The sequence below is a fragment of the Psychrobacillus sp. BL-248-WT-3 genome (genome assembly GCF_012843435.1).
Classification (GTDB): domain Bacteria; phylum Bacillota; class Bacilli; order Bacillales_A; family Planococcaceae; genus Psychrobacillus.
The window spans coordinates 21,115-36,916 of sequence record NZ_JABAFC010000005.1; the positions used below are offsets into that span (position 1 = coordinate 21,115).

Sequence of the window (15,802 nt, forward strand, 5' to 3'; positions counted from 1 at the left end):
GATACTTCTTATATTAGCCTATTTAAAGGTATCTGAAAATACAAGATTTTGATAAGATGGAGTAAGAACAAAGGAGGAGTCATTATGTCATACAAATTTCAAGAGCAAGAGACTGTCTCTTTGCTAAAACAATTAGTGGAAATTCCTAGTCCTTCCGGTTATACAAAGGACATCATGGATTTTATGGAGCAGTTTTTAAAGGATATTGATGTTAATTATATTAGAACTAACAAGGGAGCGCTTATTGCCACCATTCTAGGAGAAAATGATACTAAACATCGTTTACTGACAGCACACACCGATACTTTGGGAGCTATGGTAAAGGAAGTGAAGTCTTCTGGCAGATTGAAGCTTGCAATGGTAGGTGGCTTTAATTGGAACGCTGTAGAAGGTGAGTATTGTACAATCCATACAGCAGATGGAAGAAAAATACGGGGCACCATTCTCATGCATCAAACAACAGTTCACGTCTATAAAAATGCGACTGCGCTCGCTCGTGATGAGCAAAACATTGAGGTACGTGTGGATGAGAAAGTAGTAAGTGCTAGTGAAACAAGAGAGTTAGGTATAGAGGTTGGGGATTTTGTTTCATTTGATCCTCGATTTGAGCAAACGGAATCTGGCTTTATCAAGTCACGTCATTTAGATGACAAAGCAAGTACTGCCCTTTTACTCCAATTAATGAAAGCTATTAAAGAAAATAAATGGACGATTCCTTATACAACACACTTTTATATTTCTAATAATGAGGAAATTGGATTTGGAGGCAATTCTAACATTCCAGAACAAACAGTGGAATATATAGCAGTCGATATGGGTGCGATAGGCGATGGACAAACCTCGGATGAGTATACTGTTTCCATTTGCGCAAAAGATTCCTCTGGGCCGTATCATTATGAATTAACCCGAAACCTCGTAGAACTAGCCAAGGCAGAAGGAATTGATTATAAGTTAGACATCTATCCATACTATGGTTCTGATGCTTCTGCTGCAATAAGAGCAGGTTTTGATGTCAAGCATGCATTGTTTGGACCAGGAATTGAAGCATCGCATGCATATGAAAGAACTCATATTCAATCATTAGAAAATACAGCGAAACTATTGTATTCTTATATACAATCTGAAATTCTGTAATGGATACTAGTAGACATTTTTACGATTAATTTGTAAAATTGTCTGCTAGTTCTTTTTTTACTTGTATTTTTGCTAGTAAATCCATATGATAAAAAAGTGAATAAGAAGGAGATATACAAATATGGACAAACAATTACAAGAAGAAATACTTAAGAGAAGAACCTTTGCAATAATTTCCCACCCGGATGCTGGTAAAACGACTATAACGGAAAAGCTTTTATATTTTGGAGGAGCTATTCGTGATGCAGGTACAGTAAAGGGGAAAAAATCGGGGAAATTTGCAACTTCAGACTGGATGGAAATCGAAAAGCAACGTGGGATTTCTGTAACATCCTCTGTTATGCAATTTGACTTTAATAATTGTCGTATAAATATATTAGATACACCTGGACATCAGGATTTTAGTGAAGACACTTATCGAACATTGATGGCTGTGGATAGTGCAGTGATGATTGTAGATGCTGCCAAAGGGATAGAGGCTCAAACATTAAAACTATTTAAGGTTTGTCGCATGCGCGGTATTCCTATCTTTACTTTCATTAACAAACTAGACCGACAAGGTAAAGAACCTCTTGAATTAATGGAGGAGCTAGAAGAAGTACTTGGAATTCAATCTTATGCAATGAATTGGCCGATTGGTATGGGTAAAGAATTTTTAGGGATTTATGATCGCTACAATCATCGAATTGAGCAATTCCGCACAGAGGAATCTGAAAAATATCTTCCGTTAGATGATGAGGGAGAATTAGCTGTCGATCATTCTATGAAAGAAACATCTTATTATACGCAAGCTATGGAAGATATTATGTTGTTAAATGAAGCAGGGAATGATTTTGATAAAGAAAAAGTACTTTCTGGTGATTTAACACCTGTATTTTTTGGTAGTGCATTAACTAACTTTGGTGTGCAAACCTTCTTAGAAACATACCTTCAGTTTGCTCCAACTCCACAGCCGAGAATGACTGATGTTGAAGAAGAAGTAAATCCTTTGAACGAAGATTTCTCCGGTTTTATATTTAAGATTCAAGCGAATATGAATCCTGCTCACCGAGATCGAATTGCATTTGTACGTATCGTTTCGGGGAAATTTGAACGCGGAATGACTGTTACTTTGGCACGTACTGGAAAAACGTTTAAAGTCACTCAGTCTACTCAATTTTTAGCTGATGATCGTGAGACAGTAGAAACCGCTGTAGCTGGAGATATTATTGGTCTTTATGATGTTGGAAATTATCAGATTGGGGATACGGTTGTTGGAGGAAAAAAAGCATTTAATTATGAAAAACTTCCTCAATTTACTCCAGAAATGTTTGTAAAGGTTACTGCTAAAAATGTATTAAAATCTAAGCATTTCCATAAAGGTATTATGCAGCTTGTACAAGAAGGTGCAATTCAATTTTACAAAACACTTCATACAGAAGAAGTAATTCTTGGTGCAGTTGGACAGCTTCAATTTGAAGTATTCGAGCATCGTATGAAAAACGAGTATAATGTAGAAGTTCGTATGGAGCCAATTGGATCGAAGGTAGCCCGTTGGATTGAAAACGAAGAAGATGTAAAAGAATCAATGACAGGTCCAAGAAGCATGCTAGTAAAAGATCGTTATGATCACTATGTATTCTTATTTGAAAATGAATTTGCAACTCGCTGGTTCCAAGACAAATATGAGCATATAAAGCTATATAACCTACTATAAGGTATAGATCCCTGCTAAATAGGGAATTGTAAATAAAGGTAATCGGAAGAATGCTCGCATTCTTTTGGTTACTTTTTTTATTAGCTTTGTTAAAGTTATTGGTGGATTTTGACTAATAATTCTTATTTATAGTGACTGTAAACACTATAAAAAGGACATTCATATGACTATTAAGATTATAAAATTGGGATTGGGTACAGTTTTTTTGCCTTATTTATGCAATTTATAAGCACTTATCGAAGCATTAAAGCTGTTCCCATTTATTGATTGGAGCGCCAGACGGCGACTCCTACGGGATGAGTGAGACAGATAAGACATCACAACCACGCGCGTAAGCGATGGGTGAGGGCTTATCGCTCACCCCGAGGAAAGCGTCCGGCTGGTGTGAACAATCAATTCTACTCACTGATCTAAGATTTCTTTGCATCATAAATCAACCCTACCCTTTAACATAACTTTCTTATTAAAAACGAGAGAATTTGATTTCGATATGGAGCAGAAATGATAAATTAAAGAATTACATTCTCATTGGGGTGAGTGAAATCGTGGTATTTTTAACTTATATAACTGAAGAGCTACCCGTTCTAACTCATCGGCTGTGTTGAAAGGGGAAGTAGTTCGTAATTAATGCTATTAGTTGTTTCTGCACATTTCTTATGCATAGAAAAAAGTTATACAATTGTTATATTCTCTTTATTTATCTATCCCTAAGCAATAATAAAATTTGAACTCTTACGTCATAGAGCATATGATATAAATAGCGAAAGTAAAGGTGGTTCCCCGTATATGAAAATTAGTGGTTTCTCTATAAAAAGACCTGTATTTACTACTGTAATTATGTTTTTAGTAGTTATATTAGGAGCTGTTTCTTTTTTAAAAATTCCAATCACATTGATCCCAGAGTTAAATCCTCCAATCGGCGTTGTTGTAACTAACTATCCCGGTGCTGGGCCAATAGAGGTAGATGAAAAAATAACCAAACCATTAGAAACTTCTTTAAGTACCTTACCTGGTATTAAGTCAATCAGTAGTACATCTCAAGAAAGCGCTAATTTTATTTTATTAGAATTTGATTGGTCTACCGATATGGATGATGCCCAATTGGACATTATGCAACGAATAGATTTAGTGCCCGTACCTACTGGAGCAGATAAGCCAAGATTTTTAAAATTTGATCCTGCACAGTTTCCAGTCATTCAGTTATCACTAAGAGCTGCTGATGAAGGACAAGATATTCGATTGATAGCAAAAGAACTAGAGAAGGAATTAATCAGCACAGAGGGTGTAGCAAGTGTTAATATATCGGGTTCACTTGTCGAAGAAGTGCAGATATTATTAGATCAAAACAAATTAATTCAAAATGGACTAACTCAAAGTGATATTGTCCAGCTAATTCAAGCGAATAATATTTCTCTTCCTGGAGATCCAATAGAAACAGAGGAAAAGATGTCCTTAACTACTCGAATTATGAGCTCATTAACCTCTGTTGAAGAAATACAAAATTTGGTTATTACTGTTAACCCAATTGATGGTTCGCAAATAACTATTTCCGATGTGGCAACAGTTCAGTTAGCAGAACAAGAGACAGATAGTGAAACAAGAGCCAATGAAGAGCCGGCTGTTCTCTTGTCTGTGCTCCAAGAATCAAGTGCAAATACTGCACAAGTATCTACCGCCTTTCAAGAGGCATTGGACAAGCAACTTGAGAAAGAGGAATATAAGGGAGTTACAGCGGATATTCTTTTTGATCAAGGGGATTACGTCAAACTGGCCATCAACAATATTGGAACCACGTTAGTAACAGGTGGTTTATTGGCAATGGTAGTTTTGTTCGTGTTCTTAAAAGGCATTAGAAGTCCAATTATTATTGGTGTTGCAATTCCATATTCCGTTATTGTGACATTTTTACTGATGTACTTTGCTGGTTTTTCTTTAAACATAATGACGCTCGGAGCACTTGCATTGGGAATTGGGATGCTAGTTGATAATTCTATTGTTGTTATCGAGAATATCGAAAGGCATCTCGGTTTAGGAAAAGACCCTAAAGCTGCAGCTTTAACAGGCACAAAAGAAGTAAGTGGAGCAATTACAGCCTCTACTTTAACGACTATAGCAGTATTTATACCTGTAATTTTCCTTTCAGGACTTATTGGCCAGATATTTACCGAATTTGCATTAACTATTTCGTTTAGTCTTATTGCTTCACTTTTTGTTGCACTCACTGTCATACCTATGATGGCTAGTAGAATGTTAAAAAAACCAAAAGGAGATTTAGAAGCTAGAAGACGGAGATCGAAGGCTTACAACAATTTGGAGAAGTCGATTAAGTGGTCTTTAGGTCACCGAGCTTTAGTTCTGTCTCTGACCTTAGCTTTACTAATTATTTCTGTATTTGGTATTTTCCGTGTAGGTACTGAATTTTTACCTCCTACGGATGAAGGCTTTGCTTCTATTAGTGTAAGGCTACCAAATGGTTCATCGTTTACATCTACAAATGAAGTAGTAGACGAGATAGAGAATATATTGCAAGAACAGAAGGATGTAGATGTCTATGTAAGCTTTGTAGGTGGAAGTCAAGAGGGCATGTCTCGAGGCACTTCTAGATCTAACATCGCAGAAATCTCTGTGAAACTAAAACCGCTTGATGAACGAAGTCAATCTACATTTGAATTTGTAGATAAAGTACAGCCTAAAATAGCACAAGCAATAGGAGAAAGAGCAGAGATAAACTTTAATGTTCAAACAGCATCTGGCTCCTCACCTAATGTGGTGTCTTTCAATATTTCCTCCGCTGATAAGGATATATTAAACCAAGCCGTTGCTGATTTGCAGGCTGATTTAGAAAAAATAAAAGGCGTAACTAAGGTCAACAATGACATTATTTCTACCGTAGAGGAAGTACAAATGATTGTTAAGCGAGATGCAGCAACAGAACTAGGTCTCGCTCCTGCTCAAATAGCTCAAATGGTTAACAATGTAACGAGAGGCGTGTTAGCTTCCCAAATAATCTCGGAAGACAATGAAGTTTACGGAGTTTACGTTAAATATAACGAATCAGACCGGGAAAATATTGAAACCTTAAAGCAACTAAAACTACGTACTCCATCAGGTCTTTTTGTAAACCTTGAGGATGTTGCAAGTATAGAGGTTGCTGAGGGACCAGTAGCTATACGAAGCTTAAACCAGGCTAGCGCGGTTGCATTTTCTGTTAAGTATGAGTCAGAAAATACACTAGGAGACATGTCCGAACAAATTGATCAAGTAATAGAGAAGCAAAACTTTAGTGATAAAGTGCAAGTCAATTTTGGTGGCGACAGAGAGTTGATGGATAATGCCAAAAATGATATGATTTTGGCTGTTTTATTGGCGGTTGTCTTAGTGTTTATCGTAATGGCAGCTCAGTTTGAATCTTATAAATATCCGTTTGTAATCATGTTTACTGTACCGTTAATCGTGATAGGAATTGGGATTGTCTTATTCATTACAAATACTCCTATTAGCGTTTCCGCTGTCATAGGGATACTAATACTTGTTGGAATTGTTGTGAATAATGGAATTGTATTAGTAGATTACATTAACCAGCGTAAAGCAGATGGCTATTCATCCTTCGAGGCAATTACGACTTCCGTTCGAGATAGAGTACGTCCGATCCTAATGACAGCTCTAACGACAATATTAGGTTTAATTCCACTGGCCCTTGGAATTGGAGAGGGAACAGAAATAAATCAACCAATGGCTTTAACTGTAATTGGTGGTTTAGTTGCTTCGACTTTACTAACATTATTTGTAGTGCCAATCATCTATAGTTTAGTGGACAAAGAGACAAGAAAAATAAAATCATCTTAAATAAGAAAAGCTCCGAAAATTTACGTACTGTAAAATTTCGGAGCTTTATTTTTGTATACATTGGTTTGGTTTAAGACACTAGACCAAATAGAATATCGTGTAACACCTTTTCCGATTAAAGTTTATGTATGCGCATTTAGAGGTCTTTAGTATAATCAAAAAAAGGGGATGATTACCAATATGTCTAATGCATTGATTACAGGATTTCCAGGGTTTTTGTCGAAAAATATCATAAAGGAACTACGTCATCAAAATCGATATTCCGCTATTTATGTTCTAGTTCTTCCTAACCTAGTACAAAAAGCTGAACAGGTAATAAGTGAAATTTACGAGGACGGAATAACTAACCAATCGATTATTGTGGTGAAAGGGGATATTACACTATCAAATGCAGGGCTTGATAATGAAACAATTAACAACTTAAAGCAAGAAATAAATGATGTATGGCATTTAGCAGCTATTTATGACTTAGCTGTTCCAAAGGAAATTGCCTGGAAGGTTAATGTGGAAGGAACTAAATTATTTAATGAGTTAGTTCTTAAACTTCCAAATATAAAAAGGTATATGTATTTTAGCACGGCTTATGTGGCGGGGAAAAGAGAAGGTAAGCTACTGGAGACGGAACTTATTAAACCCCCTGGATTTAAAAATCATTATGAGGAAACAAAATACGAGGCGGAGGTACTTGTAAACAACTTAAAAAGCCAACTGCCACTTACCATTATTAGACCAGGGATTGTAAGGGGACATTCCATCACAGGAGAAACGATTAAGTTTGATGGGCCATACTTTTTTATAAACATGATTAACAGACTGAAACGATTACCTATAATACCTTATCTCGGTAAGTCCACGTCTTTTATTAATGTAGTACCATCTGATTACATAACAAAAGCCTCCATATATTGCTGTTTTGATGAAGAAGCAGAAGGGAAGACTATTCATTTAACCGATCCAAAGCCTTATCCAGTTGAAGAGGTATATAGAGCTTTTGTTAGAGAAGTTACAGGGAAATATCCTAAGGGGAGAATACCATTAGCATTAGCAAAGGTATCTGTTAGCTTATTACCTATAAGAAAGTTCCTGCAGGTGGAAAAAGAAACATTAGATTATCTCACTTGGAATTCTTCTTTTGATACAACAAATGCTGAAAAAATTCTGCGTAAAGGGGAGATAAATTGTCCTGATTTTATAGAGTCGATACCTTCCATGGTTCGTTTTTACAACAAACACAAAGACGATCCAACCTATCATATATCCATTAAATAATTATGCTTTACTAATTACTTAAATGTTGTTATTATAGACATATAAATAAATAGACTCTTGACGTTCGTCAAAGGGGAGTAGCTATAGGGAAACCTATTTCATAGTCGTCATTACATGGCTTTTGCCATCGGTTATGATAGCACATTAATTTTTAATTTGCTTAGCAAGACCTTTGCCTTTTTTTAGGCAGGGGTCTTTTTATATTTCAAAGGAGGATATATTTTTATGGATTATGGAATTTTGTTAGAGTATGGATGGGTTTTACTTGTCCTAGTAGGACTGGAAGGCTTGCTAGCTGCTGATAACGCAGTAGTAATGGCAGTAATGGTTAAGCACTTACCGAAGGCCCAACAAAAAAAGGCTCTGTTTTACGGTCTATTAGGAGCTTTTGTTTTTAGATTTGCAGCTTTATTTATGATTACGTTTTTAGTTAACATTTGGCAAGTGCAGGCACTAGGTGCTGCTTATCTGTTATTTATCTCGATTAAACATATTTACGATCAACGTAAAAAACCAGGTCCGCATATTGAAACGGATGGCTTAGAAGAAAATGCAAAAGGTTCAGGATTCTGGATGACTGTATTAAAAGTTGAATTAGCTGATATCGCGTTTGCAATCGACTCTATGTTAGCAGCAGTTGCAATTGCAGTAACGTTGCCATATTGGGGAGACTTTGAAATTGGTGGAATTAACGGTGGACAGTTTGCAGTAATGTTCATTGGTGGAGTTATTGGGCTAGTTATTATGCGTTTTGCTGCTCATAAATTTGTTCAATTACTTGAAAAATATCCTTCATTAGAAACAGCAGCATTTTTAATAGTAGGCTGGGTAGGGGTTAAGTTAACTGTATTAACACTATCTCATCCAAGCGTAGCTATACTTGATGAGCATTTCCCACATTCAACTGGATGGAAATTGACTTTCTGGGTTGTTTTACTAGTAATCGCTATTGGTGGGTATTTACTTGGTGTAGCCAAAAACAAAAAGACTGCTTAATTTTAGTAAATGTATAATGATTTAGTTAAAAGTATGAAAAGATAGTATGGTTACTGCTATCTTTTTATACTTTTTTTTTTTACAATGATTTAATAGGCTCTCTTTAACTTGAAAGGAACATATTAAATGAAAAACTATACATTTAAAGCGAAATATAAAATGACACCGGCTCAAATAATTGTTTCTTATTATTTTATTGCCATTGCTATTTCAGTTATTCTACTTCGCTTACCGGGAGTTCATAGGCCAGGTGTGAAAGTAGACTTTATTGATAGCTTGTTTACAGCAGTTAGCGCCGTTAGTGTAACAGGGCTAACAACTATAAGCATTGTAGATACATATACTATTTTTGGATATATCATGCTTATTCTAATTCTCCAGCTTGGAGGAATTGGAATAATGTCTTTAGGAACATTTATTTGGCTTGTGGTTGGAAGAAGAATTGGTTTAAGGGAAAGGCAGTTAATCATGGTTGACCACAACCAGTCTAAAATGTCGGGTGCTGTAATGCTTATAAAGGAAATTATTAAAATTCTCTTATTCATTCAATTGCTTGGTTCAATAATACTGACAGTTTATTTTACGCAATACTACGATACGTTTAAACAAGCATTGTTACATGGAGTGTTTACTTCAGTTTCTGCTACTACTAATGCCGGTTTTGATATAACAGGTGAATCCTTAGTTCCTTATCATCATGATTACTTTGTTCTAATCATCACGAGTATAATGATTGTATTTGGTGCAATTGGCTTTCCTGTTTTAATTGAGGTAAAAGAATTTCTTTCCAATAAAAATAAAAATTTTAGATTTTCATTATTTACGAAGCTCACTACTTTAACTTATGGGGCCCTATTAATTATAGGAACAGTGATGATTTTTTTACTTGAATTATTTAATACTCTTAAGGATCTACCTTGGCATGAGAAATTCTTCACTGCTTTTTTTCATTCAGTATCAACTCGGTCTGCAGGGCTAACTACTGTGGACATCAATATGTTTAACGAAGGAACTAATCTTTTTATGAGTGCACTCATGTTTATTGGCGCTTCTCCTAGCTCAGTAGGAGGAGGAATACGGACAACTACTTTTGCACTTGCAATCTTGTTTCTAATAAACTTTTCTAGAGGCAAAGAAAATATACAAATATTTAATCGTGAAATTCATCTACTCGATATTTATAGGGCCTTTGCAGTATTTGTTTTAGCTATCCTGATGGTCTTTGCTGCAACAATTATATTATCGGTTTCGGAACCGGGTGTTCCAGTAGCATCCCTACTATTTGAAATAACCTCTGCGTTTGGTACATGTGGTATGTCGCTTGGGGTGACAGAGAACCTATCTTCCTTCGGAAAGCTAGTCATCATGCTCCTCATGTTTATAGGAAGAGTTGGTTTAATATCCTTCCTATTTACACTAGGAGGTAAGCGAAAAATTACCAAATACCATTATCCAAAGGAACGTGTAATTATTGGGTAATTAAAACTGCTTTTGAATAACTGCTAATCATTCTTACACAACACGGTGACTAAGCTTGTGGAAAGAGATAACCGATCAAGTAACCCTCTTGTAAAACAAAGTAGAAACAAAAGCTATGAGGAAACAATAGAAGCCCCAGAATTTACCGAATGGTAAAATTTCTGGGGCTTCTGAAATTATAAAGTGGGCTAATCAGCCTTCTACTAATTTCTGGGATGAAATTTGGTATTATTAATTCGTTACTATTATATTTTCTTTTGGTTGCAAAAAGAAGAATTGTGGAGCTTCTCCGTTTTGGAATGCAGTCAGTAAGAACCCATTATCTTCTTTGATGATTCCTTGCTTAAACATATCCACATTAACAGTAATCGGTGTGATAAATGTCTGCTTGTACAATTCTCGTTCTGACAAATTTAAGTGTGAAAAGTCTACTCCAGCAATCGAGGGATCCTCTATTAGTAGCTTATAGATTGCAGACTGAGTTTCTTTGTTTAAATCATTATTCCACCAAGGCTTCCTTGGTTGGAATTTTTGTTTTGATAAATAATCTAGTTTCATAACAGACTTAATAGTTGCTAAAGGAATATTTTCTAATTGTTCTAGGAAAGCAAAAAGACGAGTATATAGGTCCTCTAGCTGATGACCAATTCTAGACCAATTTCTTTCTTCCCAATAGGTACCGAATTGTTGGAAAAAGTCGAAAGGTGTTTCAAATATATGCTCAAATAGAAATTCTAATGTTTGGTCCATTCTATGTGCATTCCAATACTTTTCAAGAACGTCTTCCACTTGCTTAATACGTAAAATATCATGAAAGCTTAATACATTATTAGAGAAAATTTCATATGGCGCCTGGTCTACATACACATAACCATACTTTTTTGCTTCGACTCGTAATCCTGTACCTCTTAAAAGCTTCAAAAAGCCTAGTTGTAACTCTTCGGGACGCATTTCAAAAACTTCATTGAAAGTATTTCGGAAGGAATGATAATCCTCTTCTGGTAGCCCCGCGATTAAATCTAAATGCTGATCGATTTTTCCACCGCTTTTAACCATAGTAACTGTCCTTTTCAACTTTTCAAAGTTCTGTCTGCGTTTAACTAACTCATTCGTCAAATCGTTGGTAGATTGAACACCAATTTCGAAACGGAAAAGACCAGCTGGAGCATTTTCATTTAAAAATTGAATAACTTCTGGTCGCATAATATCAGCTGTTATTTCAAATTGAAAAACAACTCCTGGTAAATGTTCGTCGATTAGGAATTGAAACATTTCCATTGCATAACTTCTACTAATATTGAATGTACGATCGACGAATTTTATCGTTTTTGCACCATTTTGCATTAAGAATCGGATATCCTCTTTAACTTTTTCTCGATTAAAATATCGAACACCAACTTCAATAGAAGAGAGGCAGAATTGACAAGAAAAAGGACACCCTCTACTAGTCTCGACGTAGACAATACGTTTAGAAAGATTGGGTAAATCTTCTTCAAAACGATATGGAGAAGGAGATTCACGTAAATCTAATTTTGGAGGTAGCGGATTTAGAATAAATTTGTCGTTTTGTACATATGCTAGTCCAGGTACTTCTTTTAACTCTTTCTTTTTGGAAAGGAAGTCTAATGTTTCCTTGAAAGTCTGTTCACCTTCACCAACTACGATATAGTCAATTTCTGTCACATTACGGAGCCAAACATTCGTGTCATAGGAAACTTCGGGACCGCCTAAAATAATAGTTATGGAAGGATCTACTGTTTTTAACATCTTGATTACTTTAATTGTTTCTTCAATGTTCCAAATGTAACAGCTAAAACCTACTACATTCGGTTTTTTTTGGTACAAATCAGCTACTATATTAAAAGTTGGATCTTTTATAGTATATTCAACAATAAGGGGGGAATAGTCAGGTGCTGCTGCAGCCTTTAAACAGCGCAATGCCAAATTCGTATGGATAAACTTTGCATTTAATGTGGTTAATATAATATTCATTTTCTTAACTCCTTTAGTTTTGCATAACTATTGTAACAGTGAATATTCATGTCGACAATATGGTCAAAAATAACCATATCCAGAATAATAAAAGTGTGGAATAATCAGAATTAATCAATAATTTAAAAATTTGAATTGTTTATTCTCAGATTCTTATGAGAGGTTGGGTGCAAAATGTTAGCAGAATACGAGTACAAACAAAGGTTTGAACAGGTTTTCCAACTCTTTTCAAGTGGATTAATATTTATAAGTGATGAAGGAGAAGTATTAGACGCTAATCCATATATAGAAAAAGTGTTAGAGATAGAACGAGAAGAATTGCTTAAAATGAACTCTAATACACTTTTAAATATGTTCTCTCTCACAGGAGCTTCTAGAAAGACATTTCTACAGAATTTAGCTTCAAAAGGACAAGCAGAATTTTTTAGTGAATTTCAAACATATATGGGTGACAATAGGTATCTGCATTTGATTGTATCTAAACAGAGTGAATCTAATCTATTTCTCATGGAAATTCATGACGAATCAGAAAAAATGTTTATGAGGAAGCGCCTGAATCATAACGAATCGTTAAGTACTCTAGGACAACTTGCGGCAAGTATCGCTCATGAAATACGTAATCCCATGACATCTTTAAAGGGATTCACACAGTTGTTACTGAAAACTGCTAATGAAGACGGAAAAAGATACTTGGATGTTATTGATCATGAGATACAAAGAATGGAAGAAATATTGACAGAATTTCTTCAAGTTTCAAAGCCGAGCAACAAAGAGTACACCTACTTCGAAATTGACCAGCTCATAACAGAGGTAGCTAGTTTCATGACTCCTCAATCGCTTATGAAAGCAATTGAAATTAATATTACTAATGAATTATATACAAACATTAGAGTATTGGGAAATAGAAACCTTTTAAAACAGGTTTTTATAAATGTCATAAAAAATGCTATTGAATCTATGGTAAAAAGTGGTAAAATAGATATTAGATTATCTTTGTCTTGTGATGGATTTGTAAGTATTAAAGTAAAAGATGAGGGGAATGGAATTGGAGAAGAAGAATTAGCTAATATTTTTAAGCCATTCTTCACAACTAAATCGACAGGAACTGGGCTTGGATTATCTCATGCCTATGAAGTTATGGAGGCTCATGGCGGTAAAATAGAGGTTGAGAGTATGGTTGGAAATGGAACGATCTTTAATTTCCTACTCCCCTTACAAGTAGCTTCCTAAGCTATTTTGACAATCTATTAGTCTGACCTATATAATGATTGTTAATGTAATTTAATATAGGTGAGGATGACGACAATGACCAATGACTTATCGAGTAGTGCTTTGAAATTATTTATAGTACTTTCCCGTGCTCATAAAGTAATACATGAATGTACAAATCATTTCTTTCAAGAAAATGGGTTAAATCCAACTGAATTTGCGGTATTAGAGCTTTTATTCCATAAAGGAAAGCAACCCTTGCAACAAATAGGAAATAAGATATTACTCGCTAGTGGATCTATTACTTATGTAGTAGATAAGCTTGAGGGTCGTGGCTTTATAAAGCGGGTATCCAGCGATACAGATCGAAGAGTTACCTATGCGGAAATAACAGAAGAAGGCTCAGAGTTTATGAAAGAATTATTCCCACGTCATGAGCAGCAGTTAGTACAATTAATGAGCATCTTGACAGAAGATGAAAAAAAAGATGCTATAGAGTTAATAAAGAAGCTTGGTCTGTCCATTAAAAAATTATCTTAAGAACTTCGAGCCATAGTACGGCCCGAAGTTTTTATTTTAATTGATTTTAATAGTATTTGCCATTTTTATGAAATCTTCAATAGCAGGCGATTCTGCTGTATCAAAAACTGTTAATTTTACTCCTAAGCCATCTTGAAGGAATGTGTAGCCATAGACATTATTGCCATCTGGAATTTCTGCTTTGTACGACTTAACATCTTCTATTTGTTTCCCAGAAGGGACAATTGAGTTATCAGTGATTTCTGTTACGTTGCCTTCTGAATTAGATGCTTTTACTGTCTCTACTAGCTCGTTTGTTACATCTGCCATATTAACCTCAGAGGCATTATAGACTTCTATACGCATAGATTGCTCTTCATTTTCTTTATTGAATAGCAAGTCTTTATTTGGTTCTTCTGCAGTTAATTCATAGCCATCAAGTACGGATATGGAATATTCCTGATTATCACTATCAACAGAAGTTCCGGTTGCTTCAGAACTATTTTCTTTTTCCTCTGAACCGTTAGCTTCGCTGTTGTTTGTAGAATCTGTTACTTGATCATCGTTAGATGTCTCTTTCTCTGAAGAACCACAAGCGGCAATCAAAAGTGTTAACAATAGGACAGATAGAATTGAAATTACTTTTTTCATTTAATCAGCTTCCTTTCTAGTATAGTTATGGTTTACATAACTTTCATATTAGTGGTAGCACCAGGAATAGCAGTAAAAGAAATACAATATGGGCTACAATATTAAGTGGCATACTTTTTTTCTTTTCGTAAAGCCATCCAAAAATGATTCCTACAATAATAGCAAAAAAAACACCAATGTAGAAACCACTCACTATAAATGATGCTCCATATAAAACGGAACTAGTTAGTATAGCGAGAGTAGGAGAGAACCAATTTTTCACTGCATTTTGGATGAAGCCACGCCAGAAAAATTCTTCTCCAGGAATAATGATGAAGAACAGTAAAATGTAATGCCATAAAGCAGAAGGTGCAAATACACCAAAGAAATGAGAAACTTCTTTCGTCGCTTTAGATGGTAATAGCTCCAGTAGCTGTAAGCCTAAAAAGCACAATAAGTAAGTTCCTATACCATATACTATACCCCAAAATAAATAGTTAAACGTTTTCAGCTGATCTTCTAATTTTGAAAAATAAAAAGAAGAAGCCGTTAAAAAAAGTGTTGTAAACGAATAGAAATACCAAAATACGTTTTCATTATTAAACGTAACCCAAGTAAAAACAAAAGCTAATACTAGTGATATTACTAGTCCTATAAAAAGTTTTCGATTAATCATATATGCACATCCTTACCATAGTCACAAAAAAAGAGAAGTATAGAGTTTTATGACGGTCTAGGAAAAAGAATTGCCTGTTACTTAGAAATAAAACCGTTCATCTCATGGAGAGGAACGGCATGACGTTTAATCTTCATTGCTATATAATATCTTATAACGCTTATGGTTGATTACCGTTTTTTCTTCTAGTTCAAGCTCGTTAAAGTTTTCCATATAAGTTAAATCAACTATGACAGAATTCTCGTTAACTTTTTCTACTATACCTTGAAGACCATCTTTAAACTCAATAATGTTACCGACTTCAGCGATTTTCATAGATTGTCCCATCCCCTTAAGAACATAATATAATACAGTTT

The 15,802-nt window shown here is 35.0% G+C and carries 12 protein-coding genes; 8 read left to right on the forward strand and 4 right to left on the reverse strand.

Annotation, left to right across the window (positions count from 1 at the left end; translation table 11 throughout):
* Positions 1-84 precede the first annotated feature (84 nt).
* From HF876_RS04550 to HF876_RS04575, 6 genes are all read left to right on the forward strand, one after another.
* Positions 85-1,134 carry a M42 family metallopeptidase gene (locus HF876_RS04550; protein ID WP_169358880.1) on the forward strand — a complete coding sequence of 350 codons (1,050 nt, stop codon included), beginning with the start codon at positions 85-87 and terminating at the stop codon, positions 1,132-1,134.
* A gap of 121 nt (positions 1,135-1,255) precedes the next feature.
* Entirely contained in the window at positions 1,256-2,830 is a 1,575-nt protein-coding gene (locus tag HF876_RS04555; RefSeq protein ID WP_169358881.1) for a peptide chain release factor 3, read from the forward strand.
* 786 nt (positions 2,831-3,616) lie between these two features.
* Positions 3,617-6,676 (forward strand): efflux RND transporter permease subunit, encoded by a 3,060-nt coding sequence (locus tag HF876_RS04560; RefSeq protein WP_169358882.1) that lies wholly within the window; start codon positions 3,617-3,619, stop codon positions 6,674-6,676.
* Positions 6,677-6,856: 180 nt separating this feature from the next.
* The gene (locus HF876_RS04565; RefSeq protein WP_169358883.1) at positions 6,857-7,945 is read left to right on the forward strand and encodes an SDR family oxidoreductase; all 1,089 of its coding nucleotides are present in this window, start codon (positions 6,857-6,859) and stop codon (positions 7,943-7,945) included.
* Positions 7,946-8,170: 225 nt separating this feature from the next.
* On the forward strand, positions 8,171-8,941 hold the full coding sequence (locus HF876_RS04570; RefSeq protein WP_169358884.1) for a TerC family protein: 771 nt from the start codon (positions 8,171-8,173) through the stop codon (positions 8,939-8,941).
* 126 nt (positions 8,942-9,067) lie between these two features.
* Complete coding sequence (locus HF876_RS04575; protein ID WP_169358885.1) at positions 9,068-10,420, forward strand: TrkH family potassium uptake protein; 1,353 nt, start codon at positions 9,068-9,070, stop codon at positions 10,418-10,420.
* Between the two features lie 231 nt (positions 10,421-10,651).
* On the opposite strand, the gene HF876_RS04580 is transcribed toward HF876_RS04575, so the two are convergent.
* Positions 10,652-12,412 (reverse strand): B12-binding domain-containing radical SAM protein, encoded by a 1,761-nt coding sequence (locus tag HF876_RS04580; protein ID WP_169358886.1) that lies wholly within the window; start codon positions 12,410-12,412, stop codon positions 10,652-10,654.
* A 174-nt stretch (positions 12,413-12,586) separates the two neighbouring features.
* Here HF876_RS04580 and HF876_RS04585 point away from each other — a divergent pair, with 174 nt between their 5' ends.
* Positions 12,587-13,642, forward strand: coding sequence for an ATP-binding protein (locus tag HF876_RS04585; protein ID WP_169358887.1), 1,056 nt, complete (start codon positions 12,587-12,589; stop codon positions 13,640-13,642).
* Positions 13,643-13,717: 75 nt separating this feature from the next.
* On the forward strand, positions 13,718-14,161 hold the full coding sequence (locus HF876_RS04590; RefSeq protein ID WP_169358888.1) for a MarR family winged helix-turn-helix transcriptional regulator: 444 nt from the start codon (positions 13,718-13,720) through the stop codon (positions 14,159-14,161).
* Between the two features lie 36 nt (positions 14,162-14,197).
* Here the strand turns inward: HF876_RS04590 and HF876_RS04595 are convergent, their stop codons facing one another.
* The 3 genes from HF876_RS04595 to HF876_RS04605 all read right to left on the reverse strand — a co-directional run bounded on the left by HF876_RS04595 (position 14,198) and on the right by HF876_RS04605 (position 15,761).
* The gene (locus tag HF876_RS04595; protein ID WP_169358889.1) at positions 14,198-14,791 is read right to left on the reverse strand and encodes a hypothetical protein; all 594 of its coding nucleotides are present in this window, start codon (positions 14,789-14,791) and stop codon (positions 14,198-14,200) included.
* 43 nt (positions 14,792-14,834) lie between these two features.
* On the reverse strand, positions 14,835-15,446 hold the full coding sequence (locus HF876_RS04600; protein ID WP_169358890.1) for a CPBP family intramembrane glutamic endopeptidase: 612 nt from the start codon (positions 15,444-15,446) through the stop codon (positions 14,835-14,837).
* Positions 15,447-15,572: 126 nt separating this feature from the next.
* Positions 15,573-15,761, reverse strand: a complete 189-nt coding sequence (locus tag HF876_RS04605; protein WP_144537802.1) for a YkvS family protein — start codon at positions 15,759-15,761, stop codon at positions 15,573-15,575.
* Positions 15,762-15,802 lie beyond the last annotated feature (41 nt).

Bases quoted from the DNA above. Each gene is read 5' to 3' on its own strand.
- HF876_RS04590 (WP_169358888.1), top strand. From the start codon at position 13,718: ATGACCAATGACTTATCGAGTAGTGCTTTGAAATTATTTATAGTACTT.
- HF876_RS04580 (WP_169358886.1), bottom strand. From the start codon at position 12,412: ATGAATATTATATTAACCACATTAAATGCAAAGTTTATCCATACGAAT.
- HF876_RS04565 (WP_169358883.1), top strand. From the start codon at position 6,857: ATGTCTAATGCATTGATTACAGGATTTCCAGGGTTTTTGTCGAAAAAT.
- HF876_RS04560 (WP_169358882.1), top strand. From the start codon at position 3,617: ATGAAAATTAGTGGTTTCTCTATAAAAAGACCTGTATTTACTACTGTA.
- HF876_RS04605 (WP_144537802.1), bottom strand. From the start codon at position 15,761: ATGAAAATCGCTGAAGTCGGTAACATTATTGAGTTTAAAGATGGTCTT.
- HF876_RS04570 (WP_169358884.1), top strand. From the start codon at position 8,171: ATGGATTATGGAATTTTGTTAGAGTATGGATGGGTTTTACTTGTCCTA.
- HF876_RS04555 (WP_169358881.1), top strand. From the start codon at position 1,256: ATGGACAAACAATTACAAGAAGAAATACTTAAGAGAAGAACCTTTGCA.
- HF876_RS04595 (WP_169358889.1), bottom strand. From the start codon at position 14,791: ATGAAAAAAGTAATTTCAATTCTATCTGTCCTATTGTTAACACTTTTG.
- HF876_RS04585 (WP_169358887.1), top strand. From the start codon at position 12,587: ATGTTAGCAGAATACGAGTACAAACAAAGGTTTGAACAGGTTTTCCAA.
- HF876_RS04600 (WP_169358890.1), bottom strand. From the start codon at position 15,446: ATGATTAATCGAAAACTTTTTATAGGACTAGTAATATCACTAGTATTA.
- HF876_RS04575 (WP_169358885.1), top strand. From the start codon at position 9,068: ATGAAAAACTATACATTTAAAGCGAAATATAAAATGACACCGGCTCAA.
- HF876_RS04550 (WP_169358880.1), top strand. From the start codon at position 85: ATGTCATACAAATTTCAAGAGCAAGAGACTGTCTCTTTGCTAAAACAA.